This is a genomic window from Rhizobium sp. WSM409, from assembly GCF_057653825.1.
This window is the reverse complement of record NZ_JBYGKP010000002.1, coordinates 560312-577630: the sequence shown is the minus strand read 5'-3', so window position 1 is coordinate 577630 and position 17319 is coordinate 560312. Positions and strand designations below refer to the sequence as shown.

Genomic DNA, 17319 nt, shown 5'->3' with positions numbered 1-17319 from the left:
ACCAGAGGAGCTGAACCATGGCCTTCAAAATCATCGCCTCACAATGCACCCAATGCGGCGCATGCGAATTTGAGTGCCCCTCAGGCGCAATTAGTTACAAAACTGACAAATTCGTGGTCGATCCCAAAATATGCACGGAGTGCAGGATTGAGTTCGACGCGCCCAAATGCAGGGCCATTTGCCCGATGCCAAACACCTGCGTCCCCGCCTAAGCAGCCGCACTAAACGCGAGAAAAAGAGTGACAAAAAAGGCTCGCCTGCGGAAGCATTTTCACGCAGGCGGGCACCCTTCATCAGCAGTTCTCGCTAAGGGGAGGTGTTCGAGCGTGGCAGCATCGTCGGGTCGCGCGGGCGTGAAACAGAGCAAATCTCATGCGTGTAAAAGAGGTACAGCCCATGAAAGCAATGATCCGGAGGAATGGGGTCGGCTTGTCGATCTATATGTCCAAAAAGGATGTCGAGGAGCCGGTTGTTGCGGTGGAGAATGAAGATTTGTGGGGCGGTTTTATATTGGTGAGGCATGGATGGCTCCTCGCCCTCCCTGACCTACCGCAGGGCACCCGGTTACCCATCACAGTGCGGGCAATGAAGCAACCCGATCAGGACTGACGCGAAACGCCCAACTTGCGGAATTCGCACGACTGACTTGGTGACGAATAGGCAACGTGGAAAAGTTTGCATCTCCGCCCCGGCCGGTCGCCGCTAACTCTGAAGTCAAATATTATGCAATCGCACGGACACTTATAAGCCTGCCTTTGCCACAGGGTTGTGTCCGCCCCCGATTGCAATATTGAGTACGACAGTAACCGCCCGATTGGCACCGCCTGCCGCCTAGCGCCCTGATGGCCTAAGACACGTGTTTAACGACGTCGTTAGCGACGTGTCTTAGGCGAGGATTGCGACGCGCGTTGAAATTCTTGGGCAGGAACGTCGTTGGCGGTGGCGCGAAGAAGACAAGCTTGCGATTGTCATGTCGGTTGGGGTTCCTGGAGCCACGATCACCGAGATTGCTCATCGTCATGATGTAACGCGGCAGCAGATATACCCCTGGCGTAGCGAGCTCAAGAAGAAGGGGCTGCTCCCGGTGTCTTCGAATGCATTGTTCATTCCCGTCGATCTAAATGCCGTGCAGAACGATACCCCTGAATTGAGGGAGAGCTGCTCCGGGATGATTGAGCTACGATTGATCTGCGGCCGCACGCTTCGTTTCGAGAGTTCTATGGCTCCCGATGCGCGCTGATCGTCAGCGCAATAGTCGGCGCCGCAGCAAGGCTGTCGATAAAAAGAATGGGATGACGATGTAGATGCAAAGTGTGCCGACGTGCAGGCAGACATCGACGACAGTGTGACCGAGCATGATCGGACGTATGAGGTCGATTGAATGCGACAGGGGCAGAAATCGCGCCGCGGTCTGGAAGACAATGGGCAGTTGGTCGACTGGAAAGACGGCACCCGAGAGAAATAATATGGGGGTGATAACCAACGTCTGATAGAAGATGAAATAATCATAGCTCGGAGCAAGGGCGGTGACGACCATCCCAAGGCTTGCAAAGGCCAATCCCGTCAGCGCGATGACCGGAAGCGCATACAGCAGCGACAGCCACTGCGTGTATCCTAGAGCGGCGGCGACCACGCCTATGCCGGCACCCGCCAAAGCGGCCTTCGTCGCCGCCCAAGCCATCTCACCGAGAACAATATCGCCTAGCCTCAGCTGTGTGTAGAGCATCGCTTCCCAAGTGCGCTGACCCTCCATCCGGCCGAAAGCTGCGTAAATCGTCTCAAACGTTGCAGCCGTCATCGCACTTGTCGCGACCATTCCAGCTGCCAGGAAAGCAGTATAGGAAACGCCCCCAACGCGGCCCACCATCACGCCCAAGCCAGCGCCAAGGCCAAAAAGGTAGATCAGAGGTTCGGCCAAATGCCCCAGAAGCGACGCCAGCGCCGCCTTTTTCCATGCAAGATAATTTCGGCGCCAGACAGCAATCCAGTTCAAGCTGCCGCCCGGCAAAGCCGTTACGGAATCTCCACTCATTGGTACTTCCCCATCTCGCGTCCGGTTAACCGCAGGAAGACGTCCTCTAGGTTTGGCGGCCGCTCCAGGAGGCGCAGACCCCAGTGTCCGCGCAGTTGCGCCCGAACTTGTTCTGGGTCGGGGGTGTAGCAGAACAGGGTCTCGCCGCTGATTTCGATGCGCCGTGCGTATGGCTTGATCAAGAGGCTAAGCTCCTGCGGATCCCCGCCATAGATCTCGATGACGGGGCAGCCGATCTGCTCCTTTATCAGGTCAAAGGGGCGGCCTTCGGCTATCTTAACTCCACCTTCGAGCACGCACAGCCGGTCACATAAGCGTTCTGCCTCTTCCATGATGTGGGTCGTCAACAGGATCGTCTTGCCTTGCGCCAAGAGCGATCGCAAACGCTCCCAGATCAGGTGGCGTGCGTGCGGGTCAAGGCCGGTGGTCGGTTCATCTAATATGAGGATTTGCGGGTCATTGATCAGGGCGCGCGCCAATGACAGGCGCCGCTTCATGCCTCCAGAAAGATCCGCCACCCTTGTATCTGCCTTGTTTTCAAGCCGCGCAAATTCCAGCAGCGAGGGCAAGATCGCTTCGATCTCCCTGGCTTTCATGCGGAAGTACCGGCCGTAGACAATCAGGTTTTCTCTAACCGTGAACTCCATGTCGAGATTGTCGAACTGAGAAACAACACCGATACGGGCGCGCGCCGAACGAGCCTGCCGGGGTACCTGCGCTCCGAGCACCGAAATAGTGCCCGCATCGGGCGACGTCATTCCTAGAATCATACGGCTGATCGTACTTTTTCCGGCGCCGTTTGGGCCTAAAAGGCCAAAGCACTCTCCCGACCCAATGTTGAAAGACATTCCGTCAACCACGGCCTTCCCACGATATGATTTGGTAACGCCGACGAGCTCGATCGCAATAGAAGATATCGCTCCTACTTGGGGAGCGATTGCTTCTGAAATCGAAATGCACGGTAGGTTGCTTTGGCGGCGGAGCGTCTCAGCCACAGCTGCCTGTAGATCCGATTGACCGTTCATGTGGTTCCTAAGGTTTACAAGATGCGGCGACACAGCGATTATTCGCCGCTGAAAGTAGCTTCGGGGGCCGCAAGCATTGGAGTTTCGGATGCCTTCTGCTTTCGAACGGCGCCTGAAGCGGTGACTCCGGAGCCGCGCGACAGCCAATCACTGTTGGACAACGTACAGAGCGCATAAGCCTTCACCGGAAGTAATAGAAAGACATTCACGAGCGTGTGCAGCGAGAAGCCAAGAAATCTAAGCTGCTTGGCACGATAAGCAGCCACGCCGCATCGTATCAGTGTCAATGATCCAATCGTTCCTATCGTCCACCAGGGCACTGAACCCGTCAGGGCGAACTGTGCAAGACCCGCCAGCACGGACAATGCGAGCAGAAGAGGGCCGGCATTCTGCCCGACGACGTCCAAAGTCAGATACCAGTTCATGCCGCGGAGGAGGTGAAGCCCAAGCATTGTATCTCGGAATGTACTCCGTGCCCAACGCAGTTGCTGGCGCAGATAGGCAGCCAAACCGTCAGGAACAACGGTTGCGGCGATGGCGCTTGGGACATATTCGGTGCGGAAGCCGGCGCTTAGCATTAGGATGGTCAGATGACGGTCCTCGCCAAAGTCACTCGGCTTTCCCCGATAGAGCTGTGTCTCGTATTGATCAAGAAGCAGGACGAAAGCGGACCGGCGGTACATGGCACAAGGTCCACAGCAACACATCACGGCACCGAAGCGGCCCTGCGCGGCGCGCTCCTCATTGCAGGCCAGCCAGTACTCCATGTCGATCAATCGGGTCAGCCACGAGTCGCTCTGATTGCTCGCTACAAGCTGCCCCATCACCGCACCGACCGCCGGATCGCGCATTTTCTGACTCAGTTTTGAAACGACGTCGGAGGCGAGAGTGGTGTCTGAATCCACGTTCAGGATCAGGTCCCCGGATGATCGGGAAATGGCAGCGATTTGCGCTTTGCGCTTTCCGACATTCCTGGGAAGCATGATGAATTCGAATCTCGCGTCGCCCGCATAGGCAAGCTGCTCGGCCACGACGGCGTCGCGATTTCTGGAACCGTCGTCAACCACATAAACGCGCAACACCCCCAGATAATCCTGGTTGGCAAGGGATGCCAGGCAATCTGACAGGACGCGTGGGCTCTCGTTAAACGAAGGAACAATAACGTCCACGCTAGGAAAAGGTCTCTCTTCAACCGTGATTTCAGCTGTTTCCGACGTGAGAGTTCGCCGAGCATGAAGGACCTGCACACTCCTATAGGCGGAGGAAAGCAGTCCATAAACCGAGACGGCGGCGATGCTGGTTGTTTCAAGCAAGGTCATGATTTCTCGTCGATTTGGTTTTATTGGGGAAGTGAACGAAGGGAGAATCCACGGCTATGCAGTGCCGGGATAATTGCCAAGAGCGCCGAAAGTGTTTGATCACGCAGTCCGGTAAGCTTGCAGTTCCCGACCTCATCGGGTGGGCAACCGTCGTGCAAAAGCACGATTGCACCTGGCCGAGCAGCAGCGAGTACCGCCTCCACGATAGTATTGGCTCCAGGACGGGACCAGTCTCTCGGGTCTATCGACCAGTGAACAGGTCGAAGTCCGGCGTTCATCGATCTTGAAAGGACATCCGCGTTCCAAGCGCCGTATGGCGCTCGTAAATGTTGAACCGCAGCTTGGGGACACGCCGAGACGATGGCTTTGTTTGCCTCATTTATCTCTCGTTCGATCGCCTCCGGGTCACAGGCCGTAAGATCGGGGTGGGTCATCGTGTGATTGGCAACCAAGTGACCTTCTGCCGCAACACGGCGGACAAGATCCGGATGGTCTTTGACATACGCGCCGAGGACGAAAAAGGTGGCTGGTACGCGGTGTTCGGCGAGCACATCCAGGATCTGGCCAGTACAGTGCGGATTGGGACCGTCGTCGAACGTCAAGTAGATGCTTCGATCGTCGCTCCACGGCACTTCGCTGATATAAGCGCGCCGCTTCATAGCTCGCAGCCGTTTCGTTCGATCAATGATCCGGAAGGCCACTCGCTCATCGGTCGCCCTATCGGAAATACCAGGACGAGCACGTCTTCGGTGCGCGTGGAGGGCATATCCGGCAGCGCATCTGGAAGGGTCGAGCGTACACGAACCCCCGTGACGATATTGGAGATACCGTCTCGGCAGAATCTCTCCACGTGGTTCCGCATGGCATGTCGGACGGTGCCGAAGGCGAACGGCACCGCCAGCTCCTGCAAAGCCGGTGCCAAAGCGCGGATCGAGTGAGGGATGCCAAGCCCCTCGAGATCCGGCCGCACACCATACAAGCCAAGTTCGGCGACCAGCAAATCGGTGTCACCAACTTTTATGAAACGACGCAGCAACCCCATGTGACTTGCTATGCCTTTTGAATCGTAAGCAATTGCCCGGCGTTCCGGCCTCGCACCTGCCCAACTGCGGCCAGTCTCAAAAGGTTTGGCATTGAATTCGCCAGTCGGACCATAGGTTGCTCGGAAAAATTCAGACAGTTCCGCATGATCCGACGGTTCGAGATCATTTTCCCAAGTTATTTTCCACCGCACTCCAGCAGACATGCAAAGCTCCAATTCGTTTCTCAGCCACAAGTCCAAAGCAGCAAAGATTGGTGCAAGCGCACACGCTGATGGGACAGATGGGACCGCTCGTCGTCAATTTGCGACAGATACGATCCGCCTCCGCTCGCTAGTTTGCTTTGGCGCCTTGATAAGTTCCGGCCTTTCTAATAAGCACTCCGAAAGATTGGTAAAATTGATTGTTTGGATCACAATCATCTACATCATGGATCGAATATGCGTTTTAAGGGCCTGGATCTAAACCTTCTCGTGGCGCTCGATGCTTTGATGACCGAGCGGAAGCTCACTGCGGCAGCGCGCAGCATCAATCTCAGTCAGCCAGCCATGAGCGCAGCCATCGGTAGGTTGCGCGCCTACTTCAATGACGAGCTGTTTGTGATGCAGCAGCGCAGACTTGTCCCGACACCGCGAGCCGAGGCGCTTGCCCCTGCCGTTCGCGAAGCTCTACTGCAGATTCAGCTCTCCGTGATTGCGTGGGATCCACTAGTCCCCGCGGAATCTGACCGGCGCTTCAGGATCGTACTGTCGGATTTCATGACGCTGGTATTCTTCGAAAAGGTCATAAAGCGCGTAGCGCGCGAGGCACCCGGCGTCAGTTTTGAATTGCTCCACGTCAACGATGATCCGGAGGAGCGCCTGCGGAGTGGAGACTTGGATTTTTTGATCCTTCCGGATCAGTTCATGTCAGCCACTCATCCGAGTGCCAAGCTGTTTGAAGACAAGCTCGTATGTGTCGGCTGCCCTAACAATCAGCAGCTGCGCGGGAAGCTTTCCCTCGAGCGATTCATGTCGCTGGGACACGTCGCGGCCATGTTTGGACGTACGTTGAAACCTTCCATTGAACAATGGCTATTGCTGGAGCACGGTTTTAAGCGGCGTATTGAAATAGTGGTCCCGGGTTTCAACTCGATCCCGATGTTACTACAGGGGACTAATCGGATAGCAACCCTTCCCTTGCTACTTGTCAGACATTTCGAACCGACGGTTCCCCTGCAGATCGTAGATCATCCCCTGCCTCCGCTTTCGTTCACAGAAGCACTACAGTGGCCCTTGCTTCACAATTCAGACCCCGGCAACATCTGGATGCGCAACATAATACTGGAGGAGGCTTCGCGCATTGAGTCATCCGCCGAAGGATGCTCCCAAGAGGCCAGAGCGACCTAATCCTCGTCGAGCTACCGTCGCTTAAAGTACTACAATTCAAACGGGACTCGCCTACCTCACGCGTTGACCAGCCGCACGGTTTCTAGGATCGCGATGGATTTGATGAGCAGGTGACGTCGCGAGAGCTGCCATCGGTCCATTTTGGCCGGCAGCCATGCTCGGCTCCATCAGCGTTTGTGCTATGTTGAAAGTCGCGACCCCACGCCAACCTCTCCTCGTCCTGGATCTCGCGCTTCATCTGAGCGCCACATGAACAACGGCAGAAGCGAATGATGCGCGTGGCTCATTGCATTATCCATACTGCGGATGCTTCCGATCCAATCAATCAATTTTACCGATCCTTCAGCATGCTCCATAGCACAGACCAGACGGGGGCCAACCCCTCCCGCAGGAGCATCGAACGCGCTCAAGCCTTGCTCTGCCCGGCTGTGCGCCGCGTTCAGGACTCGCTGGAATGATGGAAAGGAACACGATGGCCGATCAGCTCACAGTAGAAATTATTGCTGCAATCAAAAATCTCGCCCAATCAGAAAATGGCGGGAGGATTCCTGTAGCAATCGGAGAAATCACCGCTGATAGCGAATTGACCTCCCTTGGCATCGATTCACTGGCTTTGGCCGATGTGCTCTGGGACCTGGAGCAGGCCTACGGTATCAGGATCGAGATGAACACGGCCGATGCTTGGTCTAATCTGAAAAATATCGGCGATGTCGTCGAAGCCGTTCGCGGTTTGATCGCGAAGGAGGCGTGATGGACAGGCGCGTCGTAATCACGGGGATAGGCGGAATATGCGGATTAGGAACGAACGCTTCATCAATTTGGAAGGAAATGCGCGACGGCCGCTCTGCAATCAGCCCGATCATCACGACTGATCTTTATGATATGGAAGGCACGGTCGGTGCCGAGATCAAGGCGATTCCAACACACGACATCCCGCGCAAACAGCTTGTCTCTATGGACCGCTTCAGCCTGCTCGCAGTGATTGCTGCAACCGAAGCCATGCGACAGGCCGGGCTTTCCTCCAATGAACAGAATGCCCACCGCTACGGCGCCGCGATGGGCGTCGGCGGGCCTGGCTGGGGAACGATTGAAGAAACCTACCGCAGTATCCTTCTAGACGGAGTGACCCGCGCGCGCATTTTCACAGCACCGAAGGGAATGCCAAGCGCGGCTGCCGGTCAGGTCAGCATTTATCTCGGCCTGCGCGGCCCCGTCTTCGGCGTCACCTCCGCCTGCGCGGCGGGGAATCATGCCATCGCTTCCGCGGTAGATCAGATCAGGCTGGGCCGTGCAGACGTCATGCTTGCCGGGGGAAGCGATGCGCCGCTCACTTGGGGAGTCCTGAAATCATGGGAAGCACTGCGCGTGCTTGCCCCTGATACCTGTCGCCCGTTCTCCGCCGACAGAAAAGGTGTTGTCCTTGGCGAGGGTGCCGGAATGGCTGTCCTGGAAAGCTACGAGCACGCCGCTGCCCGCGGTGCGACTATGCTTGCCGAGGTTGCCGGAATAGGACTCTCCGGCGATGCCTACGACATCGTCATGCCGTCCATCGAGGGACCCGAGGCCGCAATGCGCAGCTGCCTCGCCGATGCCGAGCTGAACCCGGACGATGTAGACTACCTCAACGCGCACGGGACCGGCACCGTTGCGAATGACGAGATGGAGACGGCCGCGATCAAGCGCGTCTTCGGAGACCACGCTTTTCAGATGTCCGTCTCCTCCACCAAGTCCATGCACGCCCATTGCCTGGGTGCCGCCAGCGCACTTGAAATGATTGCCTGCGTCATGGCGATCCAAGAAGGTGTCATACCGCCCACCGCCAACTATCGTGAGCCTGACCCCCAGTGCGATCTCGACGTCACGCCCAATGTCCCTCGTGAGCGCAAGGTGCGTGTGGCGATGAGCAATGCGTTCGCCATGGGAGGCACCAACGCCGTCCTGGCATTCAGACAAGTGTGAAGAGGCGGACGGTGTGGCCGGAATGGTTCCAGGTGCAACCGCGAGGGTGGTGCCGCTGGAGAGAAGCTAACTGGCGTGCCGTTACTAATGTGGGTCAATTCGCACCAACGGTTAGCCCACAACCGCTCGCTGGGGATTGCTCGCAAGGCGGGGTGAGGAAAATATGGTTGCGTTCCGTAGTTATGATCATTGAAGCAACCGGCTGGAAAGAGCGCCCGCTCCGGGTTTGGCACTCGGAGCGGCTCTTCAACTCCACTTGCTATCGATTCCGCTTGCCGGCCGGGCTAGTCACTGCCACTTTCAATCCACTGCTGTCGAACGAGCCTCTGGACCACGCAAACGCTGCGTAGTCGAGCGTTTTCCCGCCGGGACTTCTCTTCTGCGCCATGCGATGTAGAGCGTCGAGAAGAGGAGCTATCTGAAACTCGTTCAAGCCGGGCGTCAGAGGACTAACAACTTCATCGATGAACGCGAACTGAGAACAGACAATGACACGCACTCAAAAAGAAAAGATGCTGGCGGGCGACATGTACAACCCGGCGGACGAGGAGATTCAGACGGACCTGTTGGCCACAGGAGCTTGGCTGAAGAGATACAATGATACTCTGGGAAGTACGGCCGAGCATTGGAACGCACTTCTTCTGGAGCGACTAGGAGAGGTCGGAACTGGAGCCGTCATCCGTCCGTCATTTCATTGCGACTACGGCTTCAACATCAGGCTTGGTGCCTACGTTTACATCAATTTCAACTGCGTAATCCTTGACGTAGCAGAAGTGACGATCGGTGCTGGGACAGCAATCGGACCCGCTGTGCAGATTTACACCGCCGACCATCCGCATGATCCCGAGCAGCGGCAGGCTGGTCTGCAGCTCGGTCGGCCTGTCCGGATTGGTAAAGACGTCTGGATTGGTGGTGGAGCAATTATCCTCCCAGGGGTGACGATCGGCGACAACGCCGTCATCGGCGCCGGAAGCGTAGTCACCCGCGATATACCCGCAGGGGAAAAGGCCATGGGAAATCCGGCTCGGTTGAAGCGCTGACGCAAGCCTGAGGACGCCATTTCCCAGGCTCTGCATGTCAACCCCACAGTCGGGCTCACATTTGTCACCAAGTCGATGCGCGGCTGGGGTTCGGTAGATTTCTGGTATTAACGTCAACGCGGCAACCTAAAAGTGTCCCGACGAATGCACAGGGTGTGGCCGTTGCACGTCTCGCCGGACCGGTGAAAGCTGGTCGGCTGAGAAGACGCAGGTCTCACCACCAATGAAGGGTTGGTGTGAGGACTCGTGATATTCCCGCGAATACAAATTGCCTAACGGCCTTACGGGCATCGCATCCATGGTTTGGATGACAGCGATCACAACAATCGATTTTAAATATCTCTGAGAATGAGATTAGAAGGTCCTCAAATGGGTCACGATGGAAAGCATCGTACCTGCGTCCTTTGGCACACCGAACGGAGACAAATCAATGTGTGGGATTGTGGGCATCGTCGGGCGGCACCCGGTGTCGCAGCGACTGCTCGACGCGCTAAAGCGTCTGGAGTACCGCGGATATGACTCCGCTGGCGTTGCCACGATCTCTGAGGGCAATTTGGAGCGCTGCCGTGCGCAGGGCAAGCTCGTCAATCTCGAAATGAGGCTGAAGCAACAGCCCCTAGACGGGATCATTGGCATCGGCCACACCCGCTGGGCTACTCATGGGGCGCCGACAGAACGAAACGCTCACCCCCATATTGTCGACGGTATTGCTGTTGTTCACAATGGTATCATCGAAAACTTCGCGGAGCTGAAGGCCGAACTGGAGGCGACTGGTGCGGATTTCGAGACGAGCACCGATAGCGAGGTCGTCGCGCATCTCCTCGCAAAATCCTGTCGCGAGGGTATGAGTAGCCAAGAGGCTATGCATGCGATGCTGAAGCGTCTGAAGGGGGCCTTCAGCCTTGCAATAATTTTCCAAGATGACCCATCCACTATCATGGCGGCGCGCAATGGACCTCCGCTGGTGATTGGTCATGGCGACGGGGAAATGTTTCTAGGCTCCGACCCTATCACGCTTGCTCCCTTGACCAACGAAGTTACCTACCTGGTCGACGGCGACTGGGCCGTGATCGAGAAAACAGACTTCAGGATCTTCGACAGTGAGGGCAAGGTCGTCACACGCGCTCGACACACCTCGATGGCTTCAGCCGACCGAGTGAGCAAGGGTGACTATGACCACTTCATGGAGAAGGAGATCTACGAACAGCCCGAGGTCATAGCCGGAGCTCTTGCCCGCTACATCGATATTGCCAGCCACCGGGCGGTCCAAGTATCAACGGAAGTGGATTTCGCAAACGTGAGTAGCCTTGTGATCTCCGCATGCGGCACTGCCTATTTGGCAGGCCTGATCGGCAAGTACTGGTTCGAACGCTACGCACGCCTTTCAGTGGAAATCGATGTCGCTTCAGAGTTCCGCTATCGCGATCTCCCCCTGTCGCCACATGCGGCGGCACTTTTCATCTCGCAGTCCGGTGAAACCGCCGACACGCTAGCATCAATGCGATATTGCAAGGCACACGGGCTGAAGGTCGGCGCCGTCGTCAATATAAGCGAGTCGACCATTGCCCGAGAAGCCGATGTCATCTTCCCGATCCTTGCAGGTCCTGAAATCGGGGTCGCCTCGACCAAGGCGTTCACTTGTCAGCTCGCAGTTCTTGCTGCTCTGGCGATCAGTGCAGGCAAGGCGCGCGGTACTATCACCGAGGACGAGGAGCGGCAACTGGTCATGAGCTTGATTGAAATGCCGCGCATCATGAGGCGGGTGCTGCGGAACGTTCGGCCAAAGATCGAACTCCTGTCGAAGGAACTTTCGGGATACACTCACGCGCTCTTTCTTGGCCGCGGCACCAGTTTCCCTTTGGCGATGGAAGGCGCGCTAAAGCTCAAGGAAATTTCTTATATCCACGCTGAAGGCTATGCCGCCGGCGAACTGAAGCACGGCCCGATCGCGCTTGTCGATAAGAACATGCCCGTCATCATTATCGCGCCACATGATCGATTCTTCGACAAGACCGTCTCCAACATGCAGGAGGTCGCCGCACGCGGCGGCCGCGTCATTTTTCTCACCGATGAGAGCGGAGCTGCGCGTTCGAAGCTCGATACCATTCACACACTCGTGCTGCCGGATGTCGAGGAAATAATCGCTCCCATCATCTTTTCTCTACCTCTACAGCTGCTTGCCTACTACGTGGCGGTCACCAAAGGAACCGATGTCGACCAGCCGCGCAATCTCGCAAAATCGGTCACTGTCGAATAATTGCGTAGCTCCTGGAGCTAGCACGATTTCGGGCAAATACCGAAACCTTTCCATTGAAATTTAGAATAAGTGAGGTCGTATGAATGAAATTTCGCTCGCGGATGTGTCTGGGCGAGTTGGCCAGGAAGTTGGAAGATCCGAGTGGATCATGATCGATCAATCAACAGTCGATCTCTTCGCGGATGCAACGCATGACCATCAGTTCATTCATGTGAACCCCGAACGCGCTGCGGCGGAAAGCCCGTTCGGCGGAACGATCGCTCATGGTTTCCTGACACTCTCACTGTTGTCGGTGATGAATTTCAGCGGAATGCCAAAAATTCGCGAGCAGTCAATGGGCCTCAACTACGGCTTCGACAACGTGCGCTTCATGTCGCCCGTTAAGACTGGCAGCCGCGTACGCGGCCGCTTCGTATTGTCTGACTGCCGTTTTCGGGGCTCAAGCATGCTGGTGACGACCTACGAGGTGACTGTCGAGATCGAAAACGAGAACCGGCCCGCACTCACTGCCAATTGGATCACGATTGTTCAGTTTGATCCAAAAGATCGGCCAAAGACGTCTCATAGTTGATCCAAGCTATAGGTACTACCCATTGATGTTGTTGACCAACGAGGGCAAACGATCTGACGGGGGATGCCAATGCCGCTCGGGTTTTTATCCGCAGGCGGCATTGGGGCGAAATCAGTCACCACGGCGCAAACGGCTCTCTCCCTCGACGACAGGCCATCTGGTCCTCCAGAAGCGGCAATTACACCGTCTTGGCTGCAGACGATTAAGCCGTCCACCGCCACACCTGAGCTCTGTTCTCAATACAACGCCGAAAGGTTGCGCGGCATCTGCCGGCTAATGACATCATGGGACCATCCAATGAACACTCATCCGGCCACCGGAACAACTTTGACCTGTTAAGGCTCTTTGCCGCCTGCCAAGTGATGTTCAGCCACGCGTGGAATTGGCTTCACCTGGGCGATCCTTTGAACGGCACAGCGGCCTTCAATCTGTTGTTTTCGACACCGGGTGTTGCGATCTTCTTTGTAATAAGCGGCTTTCTAGTAACAGATTCTTATATTCGCTCATCTTCTGCGGCCTCTTTTTTTGTTAAGCGGTCGCTCCGGATCTTTCCTGCACTGTTCGTCAACATCGCCCTGATGGAATTTGCCCTGCTGGTAACTGGGGGATTAAATGTCACTGGCACCTTGCAGTATCTGTCTTACTTCACGGTATACATCCTGACCGCTGCACGAATCTGGGCCGTCTACTTCACCTACGAGCCCTACACGATGAGCGGCTTTTACGGCGTCTCGGACCCAAGTGGGGTGCTGTGGACGCTGACGGTGGAACTGACATTCTACCTCACCCTGCCAACGCTGCTGGAATTTTGGCGGCAGTGGAAACGAGCAGGGGCGCTAGTCGTTGCCGTCGCCGCTCTCGGGTCTTGGGTCATGGCGCAGCACTTCAACATAACTGATAGGTACAATCCGTTCCTATCGGTGACAGTGGGCCCGACTTTCTGGATTTTTTCGATGGGAGTCCTTGCTCGGCTTTACTGGCATCGCGTAAGCAGGATCTTTGAGGGGAAGCTCTTGTGGTGGCTGGCAACTCATCTCGCAATCACGTGGTGGGTAGCAGGGACGTCCGCTGCATTCATCTCTATCAACAATGCGGCGCCTGTCGATGCATTCCGAATCGCTATTCTTGCCGGTCTAGTCCTGTCAGCAGCGTACTCAATTCCGCGCCCTAACCTTTTGCGCGGGCAGGATCTGTCTTACGGGATCTACCTCTACCATATGCTCGTCATGCACACGCTGATCGGCATCGGATGGGTCGGCCACTGGTGGCTTTGGATCGTCGAGCCGGTCGGGACCGTGGCATTAGCCGCTCTATCATGGGCGCTGATTGAAAAGCCGGCCATGAAGCTTCGCACATCGTTAGTCGCCAGAAGGCTTTCGGTCGCTTAAACGGAAAGCTCCTGTAAAAGATCGGAACTCAATCGAAGCTGCTACATTGGACGCGCCCAGATCGGGAAAATCGTCGTTCGTCCATGTGAATGGGTTTTTGACTGTCATTCGGCTGTTCCTTCGTACCTATTTCCGGGTCGGGCCTATTCCCGCTGAGTTGGCCATAAGGGAATATTGGCCCCTCCGTGAGGGCCGACCAATATAAGGAGGCCACTCAAGAGGCTGGTGGTCGTCTTGGACGTGTTTTTTGTTCCGCCCTCAACGAGGCAGATTGTGTACGCAACGACATCCATAAGACACAGTATACAAAATTGTCACGACATCCCGCGGCGTCAGCCACTTGGTTTCTTTTTTAGTCTCTTATTTTTTGGCGTCTAAGTAGATGAAATAGCAGCGTGTTGGACTTCGCAGCCATTTTTGGGCGACTTGGCACGACGATTGAGAATTCTTCTCACGCAAGGACGACAGCTCTTGTCGCTGGAGCATCAGTTCAGAAAAAGCTCAAACGGCTGAAGGAGGTACCATGGCAACGCTCAATGAGACCTGTTTACAGGAAAAGCATCCATGTCGCACCGTCGATCCCAACGTTTCCGAAACGACTCTCAAGAGCAACGCCATATCCGGCGTTGCCGGAGCAGAACTCACTGCATCGGAGAACACGATGGTGGTTTCATTCGTAAGCCGCGACGGGTCTAGGTGGTTACCCGAATATTTGAGCCGGATAAACGCAAGCTGCATTGGCTGCGGCCGCTGTTTCAAAGTCTGCTCGCGTGACGTCATGCACCTTGGCGGCATCACCGACTCCGGCGATATTGTAGACGCCGGGGATGGCGCAGACGATGAGGTGGAGCGTTTGCTGATGATTGTCGATCATCCGGGCCGTTGTATCGGCTGCGGCGCATGCGCCCGCGTCTGCCCCAAGAACTGTCAGAGCCATATCACGTCATCCGACTGAAGAACCTAAACAGCTTGTGTTTTGGCACCCGTTCGCTCGCGTTTTGAAAGCGCCTAGCGGGCAGTGAGGGGTTGCAGGCGGAGAAGACACAGCGCGAAGCTATTCCATTCCAGATCAGGTTCCCTCCGAGTTGCTGAGGAACCGCGATCTGTTCACAGCTTTCGGCAGGGTACCAACGGCGAACGGAGATACACACGCAACCGTTACTCGCGTCAATGGAGAGCCTGACATTGTTCAATCCTCCTGTAACACAGCAGCCGATTGGCATCCCGGCTGATTTCAGGCGCGCGTGCGACCGCCCCCGAGGCTGGTGACGGAACCGGAGCGGGCTGTCCGTGACTGGACGCTTCAGCGCTCAAACCGCTGCAGCATCCTCTTTAATTGTGTATTCTGTATCTGAAGCTTGCGCGCCAGCTGATCCCGGAGAAGCCGGATTTCTTCATCGAGATTGATTGCATCGTCAGAAGCGGCGGCGCCTCGAGACGGTGCAAGAACAACCGCGATCTCTTCCACTTTCGTGCGCCGCATGCTGCGCTTTAGCGTTTGACCCCCGCCAACTCGAAAGATCTTCGGTGCGGCACGCGCGGCTGTATTGGCCACATCGGGCAAAGCCGGATCAGCCGCTTCCGCCGACTTTGCGGCTTCGATATCTGCGTGATCGTCAACAGTGCTGCCCGCTTTGTCGGCATGATCCGGGTCGACTGACGCCGCCGTGGAACGACTGTCAAGGAGTGGCCTTTCGTCCGCTGGACGGTCTGTGGCGCCAAGCTCGTTTTTGGCTGCTGGTTCAATCGGCTGAGCGATGGCCATGACGTCAGGCTTCACTTCATCGGTCGAGCCGTATTCTTGCCTCTGCTTCCGTTTCGGGGACACCAGCCGGGCAAGAAGTTTCCATGGAGACGCCATTGTAGTCGACCTCGGATTCTACTGCGCATGCAAACAGCGAGCGAAACGCTGGAGGCAGAACGAACCGCCGCCAAAATCCACTTCAATAAGCATGAGAATGCGGCCAGCGCTTGACCGTCTGCTGCCGATCAACCGAGGTTGAGGCGCTTTCGCAGATCGGCATTTTCAGCGCGGAGCTTTTCCGCCAGCAGCTTTCGCAGTCTCTGGTTTTCCTCTTCGAGTTGCAGAAGATCCGCGATCTCATCAACTGCAGCCACCGCCGATGCAGCCGCTGCCTGCACCGCCCTCGGAGCACGATTGACAGGCGCACGTCTGGCGCTTGTCGCACCTTCGTCAGACTTTGCTTTGCGTCCTCTCTTCTGCTTGCCGGGGGTAGCATTCGAAGCCGCAGCCGGTTCCAGAGAAACGGCGGCTGAGGCGGTTTCAGGCACCACCTTCTTGGCGCGAGGTTTGCGGATTTTTTTCGGCACATCGGGCGCCGTGGCGGCCGGCGTGTCAGCATTGATCATCTCAGCGTTTTCGTCGGCCATTGTGGTCTCCTGTAAAGCCGATGCATTTGTCTCGTGCTCAATCGGCACTGTCAATAACGGCCGGGCCTGTTCTTCTCCAGATACAAGCATCTCGCTGCTTATTGCCTGAGGAGTTGATGACATAAACGGCATTGCCTCGTCCTCCAGATCTTGAGCAACGGATTTTAGATCCATGTTTCCCCAGATGGAGTTCGGCCTGGAATTGAGTTTTCGCCCACCTGATTTGTACTCGATGGCAAAGCTGCGCTGCACTTTTTTCACTATGAGAAGCCTTGTATCTGCGATGATGTCTCGGCGAGTTTTAGCCAATGCTGCTTACGTTTGCAAATACCGACTCCCGCGTCACCGGACTAGCCCCTTGGCAACGCTCACCCCAACGCACTCATCATCGAGACGCTGAACCTTGAGATGCAACAGGACGTCATTCACCGAATGTAGTTCTGAAACGGCCCGCTCGATGCGCTCGCGAACCACTGCACTGGTGATCTCATAATCCGCAAAATCGGTTTCGGTGGCGTAGATCGACGTCGGCAGCGTCAGGGCGTTGAAGAAACCGAACAGCGGGCGCAGCTGATGTTCAGTCATCAAACCGTGCAACGGAGTGCCGCCTGTGGCAGCGAGAATGACGCGCTTTCCGGTAAGCGCGCGGTGGTCGACAAGATCGAAAAGATGCTTGAGGGCGCCTGTATACGACGCCCGGTAGACCGGCGATCCGCAACCAGCACATCAGCCGCCTCGACCGCGTCGATGACCGCTCGCCCCTCCGCATCCAGGTGATCGGATCGAAGCGCCTTGAAGAGAATGGGGGCAGCGTCAACCAGTTCTATGGTGCGCCCGTCCAGACCCAGCTTTACTGCACTTATCATAACGACATGATGCCAATATTTCTTTCAATCGTGGAATCTGAAA

18 protein-coding genes and 1 pseudogene are annotated in these 17319 nt (G+C 56.3%); 11 read left to right on the top strand and 8 right to left on the bottom strand.

Features of this window, described 5'->3' with window-relative positions:
• Positions 1-17 precede the first annotated feature (17 nt).
• From AC25BC_RS26280 to AC25BC_RS26270, 3 genes are all read left to right on the top strand, one after another.
• Entirely contained in the window at positions 18-212 is a 195-nt protein-coding gene (locus AC25BC_RS26280) for a 4Fe-4S binding protein (RefSeq protein ID WP_487778564.1), read from the top strand.
• A 184-nt stretch (positions 213-396) separates the two neighbouring features.
• The gene (nifT, locus tag AC25BC_RS26275) at positions 397-609 is read left to right on the top strand and encodes a putative nitrogen fixation protein NifT (RefSeq protein ID WP_128439768.1); all 213 of its coding nucleotides are present in this window, start codon (positions 397-399) and stop codon (positions 607-609) included.
• A gap of 361 nt (positions 610-970) precedes the next feature.
• On the top strand, positions 971-1240 hold the full coding sequence (locus AC25BC_RS26270) for a transposase (protein ID WP_164903034.1): 270 nt from the start codon (positions 971-973) through the stop codon (positions 1238-1240).
• A 3-nt stretch (positions 1241-1243) separates the two neighbouring features.
• Here the strand turns inward: AC25BC_RS26270 and AC25BC_RS26265 are convergent, their stop codons facing one another.
• From AC25BC_RS26265 to AC25BC_RS26245, 5 genes are read right to left on the bottom strand one after another with little or no spacing between them, the layout of a single operon-like run.
• Entirely contained in the window at positions 1244-2032 is a 789-nt protein-coding gene (locus AC25BC_RS26265) for an ABC transporter permease (RefSeq protein WP_012755332.1), read from the bottom strand.
• Positions 2029-3057, bottom strand: a complete 1029-nt coding sequence (gene nodI / locus AC25BC_RS26260) for a nodulation factor ABC transporter ATP-binding protein NodI (RefSeq protein WP_128439769.1) — start codon at positions 3055-3057, stop codon at positions 2029-2031. Before nodI ends, AC25BC_RS26265 begins: the two co-directional genes overlap by 4 nt.
• A 38-nt stretch (positions 3058-3095) precedes the next feature.
• Positions 3096-4376, bottom strand: a complete 1281-nt coding sequence (gene nodC / locus AC25BC_RS26255) for a chitooligosaccharide synthase NodC (protein ID WP_128439770.1) — start codon at positions 4374-4376, stop codon at positions 3096-3098.
• A 20-nt stretch (positions 4377-4396) separates the two neighbouring features.
• On the bottom strand, positions 4397-5035 hold the full coding sequence (nodB, locus tag AC25BC_RS26250) for a chitooligosaccharide deacetylase NodB (RefSeq protein ID WP_012755329.1): 639 nt from the start codon (positions 5033-5035) through the stop codon (positions 4397-4399).
• Entirely contained in the window at positions 5032-5622 is a 591-nt protein-coding gene (locus AC25BC_RS26245; protein WP_012755328.1) for a NodA family N-acyltransferase, read from the bottom strand. Before AC25BC_RS26245 ends, nodB begins: the two co-directional genes overlap by 4 nt.
• A gap of 234 nt (positions 5623-5856) precedes the next feature.
• Here AC25BC_RS26245 and AC25BC_RS26240 point away from each other — a divergent pair, with 234 nt between their 5' ends.
• From AC25BC_RS26240 to fdxB, 8 genes are all read left to right on the top strand, one after another.
• The gene (locus AC25BC_RS26240; protein WP_012755327.1) at positions 5857-6804 is read left to right on the top strand and encodes a LysR family transcriptional regulator; all 948 of its coding nucleotides are present in this window, start codon (positions 5857-5859) and stop codon (positions 6802-6804) included.
• Positions 6805-7276: 472 nt separating this feature from the next.
• On the top strand, positions 7277-7555 hold the full coding sequence (locus AC25BC_RS26235) for a phosphopantetheine-binding protein (RefSeq protein WP_012755326.1): 279 nt from the start codon (positions 7277-7279) through the stop codon (positions 7553-7555).
• The gene (locus AC25BC_RS26230; protein ID WP_017996990.1) at positions 7555-8763 is read left to right on the top strand and encodes a beta-ketoacyl-[acyl-carrier-protein] synthase family protein; all 1209 of its coding nucleotides are present in this window, start codon (positions 7555-7557) and stop codon (positions 8761-8763) included. Before AC25BC_RS26235 ends, AC25BC_RS26230 begins: the two co-directional genes overlap by 1 nt.
• A 488-nt stretch (positions 8764-9251) precedes the next feature.
• Complete coding sequence (locus AC25BC_RS26225; protein ID WP_012755323.1) at positions 9252-9803, top strand: sugar O-acetyltransferase; 552 nt, start codon at positions 9252-9254, stop codon at positions 9801-9803.
• Between the two features lie 430 nt (positions 9804-10233).
• The gene (glmS, locus tag AC25BC_RS26220) at positions 10234-12060 is read left to right on the top strand and encodes a glutamine--fructose-6-phosphate transaminase (isomerizing) (protein WP_128439881.1); all 1827 of its coding nucleotides are present in this window, start codon (positions 10234-10236) and stop codon (positions 12058-12060) included.
• 79 nt (positions 12061-12139) lie between these two features.
• A complete protein-coding gene (locus AC25BC_RS26215) occupies positions 12140-12631 on the top strand; it encodes a MaoC family dehydratase (protein ID WP_012755321.1) in 492 nt (163 codons plus the stop codon).
• 284 nt (positions 12632-12915) lie between these two features.
• Complete coding sequence (nodX, locus tag AC25BC_RS26210; protein WP_128439771.1) at positions 12916-14019, top strand: nodulation protein NodX; 1104 nt, start codon at positions 12916-12918, stop codon at positions 14017-14019.
• A 661-nt stretch (positions 14020-14680) separates the two neighbouring features.
• Positions 14681-14974, top strand: coding sequence for a ferredoxin III, nif-specific (gene fdxB / locus AC25BC_RS26205; RefSeq protein ID WP_012755316.1), 294 nt, complete (start codon positions 14681-14683; stop codon positions 14972-14974).
• Positions 14975-15322: 348 nt separating this feature from the next.
• On the opposite strand, the gene AC25BC_RS26200 is transcribed toward fdxB, so the two are convergent.
• The 3 genes and pseudogenes from AC25BC_RS26200 to AC25BC_RS26190 form a co-directional block, all read right to left on the bottom strand.
• A complete protein-coding gene (locus AC25BC_RS26200; protein ID WP_012755315.1) occupies positions 15323-15880 on the bottom strand; it encodes a hypothetical protein in 558 nt (185 codons plus the stop codon).
• 128 nt (positions 15881-16008) lie between these two features.
• Positions 16009-16671, bottom strand: coding sequence for a transcriptional regulator (locus AC25BC_RS26195; protein WP_128439882.1), 663 nt, complete (start codon positions 16669-16671; stop codon positions 16009-16011).
• 81 nt (positions 16672-16752) lie between these two features.
• Positions 16753-17249, bottom strand: a pseudogene (locus tag AC25BC_RS26190) (NAD(P)H-dependent oxidoreductase); the annotation flags it as partial.
• Between the last annotated feature and the right edge of the window lie 70 nt (positions 17250-17319).

Excerpts from the sequence above, each read along its gene's own strand:
- nodI (WP_128439769.1), bottom strand. The coding sequence starts at position 3,057 with ATGAACGGTCAATCGGATCTACAGGCAGCTGTGGCTGAGACGCTCCGC.
- nifT (WP_128439768.1), top strand. The coding sequence starts at position 397 with ATGAAAGCAATGATCCGGAGGAATGGGGTCGGCTTGTCGATCTATATG.
- AC25BC_RS26200 (WP_012755315.1), bottom strand. The coding sequence starts at position 15,880 with ATGGCGTCTCCATGGAAACTTCTTGCCCGGCTGGTGTCCCCGAAACGG.
- AC25BC_RS26235 (WP_012755326.1), top strand. The coding sequence starts at position 7,277 with ATGGCCGATCAGCTCACAGTAGAAATTATTGCTGCAATCAAAAATCTC.
- nodB (WP_012755329.1), bottom strand. The coding sequence starts at position 5,035 with ATGAAGCGGCGCGCTTATATCAGCGAAGTGCCGTGGAGCGACGATCGA.
- AC25BC_RS26270 (WP_164903034.1), top strand. The coding sequence starts at position 971 with ATGTCGGTTGGGGTTCCTGGAGCCACGATCACCGAGATTGCTCATCGT.
- AC25BC_RS26265 (WP_012755332.1), bottom strand. The coding sequence starts at position 2,032 with ATGAGTGGAGATTCCGTAACGGCTTTGCCGGGCGGCAGCTTGAACTGG.
- AC25BC_RS26245 (WP_012755328.1), bottom strand. The coding sequence starts at position 5,622 with ATGTCTGCTGGAGTGCGGTGGAAAATAACTTGGGAAAATGATCTCGAA.
- AC25BC_RS26240 (WP_012755327.1), top strand. The coding sequence starts at position 5,857 with ATGCGTTTTAAGGGCCTGGATCTAAACCTTCTCGTGGCGCTCGATGCT.
- fdxB (WP_012755316.1), top strand. The coding sequence starts at position 14,681 with ATGGTGGTTTCATTCGTAAGCCGCGACGGGTCTAGGTGGTTACCCGAA.
- glmS (WP_128439881.1), top strand. The coding sequence starts at position 10,234 with ATGTGTGGGATTGTGGGCATCGTCGGGCGGCACCCGGTGTCGCAGCGA.
- AC25BC_RS26215 (WP_012755321.1), top strand. The coding sequence starts at position 12,140 with ATGAATGAAATTTCGCTCGCGGATGTGTCTGGGCGAGTTGGCCAGGAA.
- AC25BC_RS26280 (WP_487778564.1), top strand. The coding sequence starts at position 18 with ATGGCCTTCAAAATCATCGCCTCACAATGCACCCAATGCGGCGCATGC.
- nodC (WP_128439770.1), bottom strand. The coding sequence starts at position 4,376 with ATGACCTTGCTTGAAACAACCAGCATCGCCGCCGTCTCGGTTTATGGA.
- nodX (WP_128439771.1), top strand. The coding sequence starts at position 12,916 with ATGGGACCATCCAATGAACACTCATCCGGCCACCGGAACAACTTTGAC.
- AC25BC_RS26230 (WP_017996990.1), top strand. The coding sequence starts at position 7,555 with ATGGACAGGCGCGTCGTAATCACGGGGATAGGCGGAATATGCGGATTA.
- AC25BC_RS26225 (WP_012755323.1), top strand. The coding sequence starts at position 9,252 with ATGACACGCACTCAAAAAGAAAAGATGCTGGCGGGCGACATGTACAAC.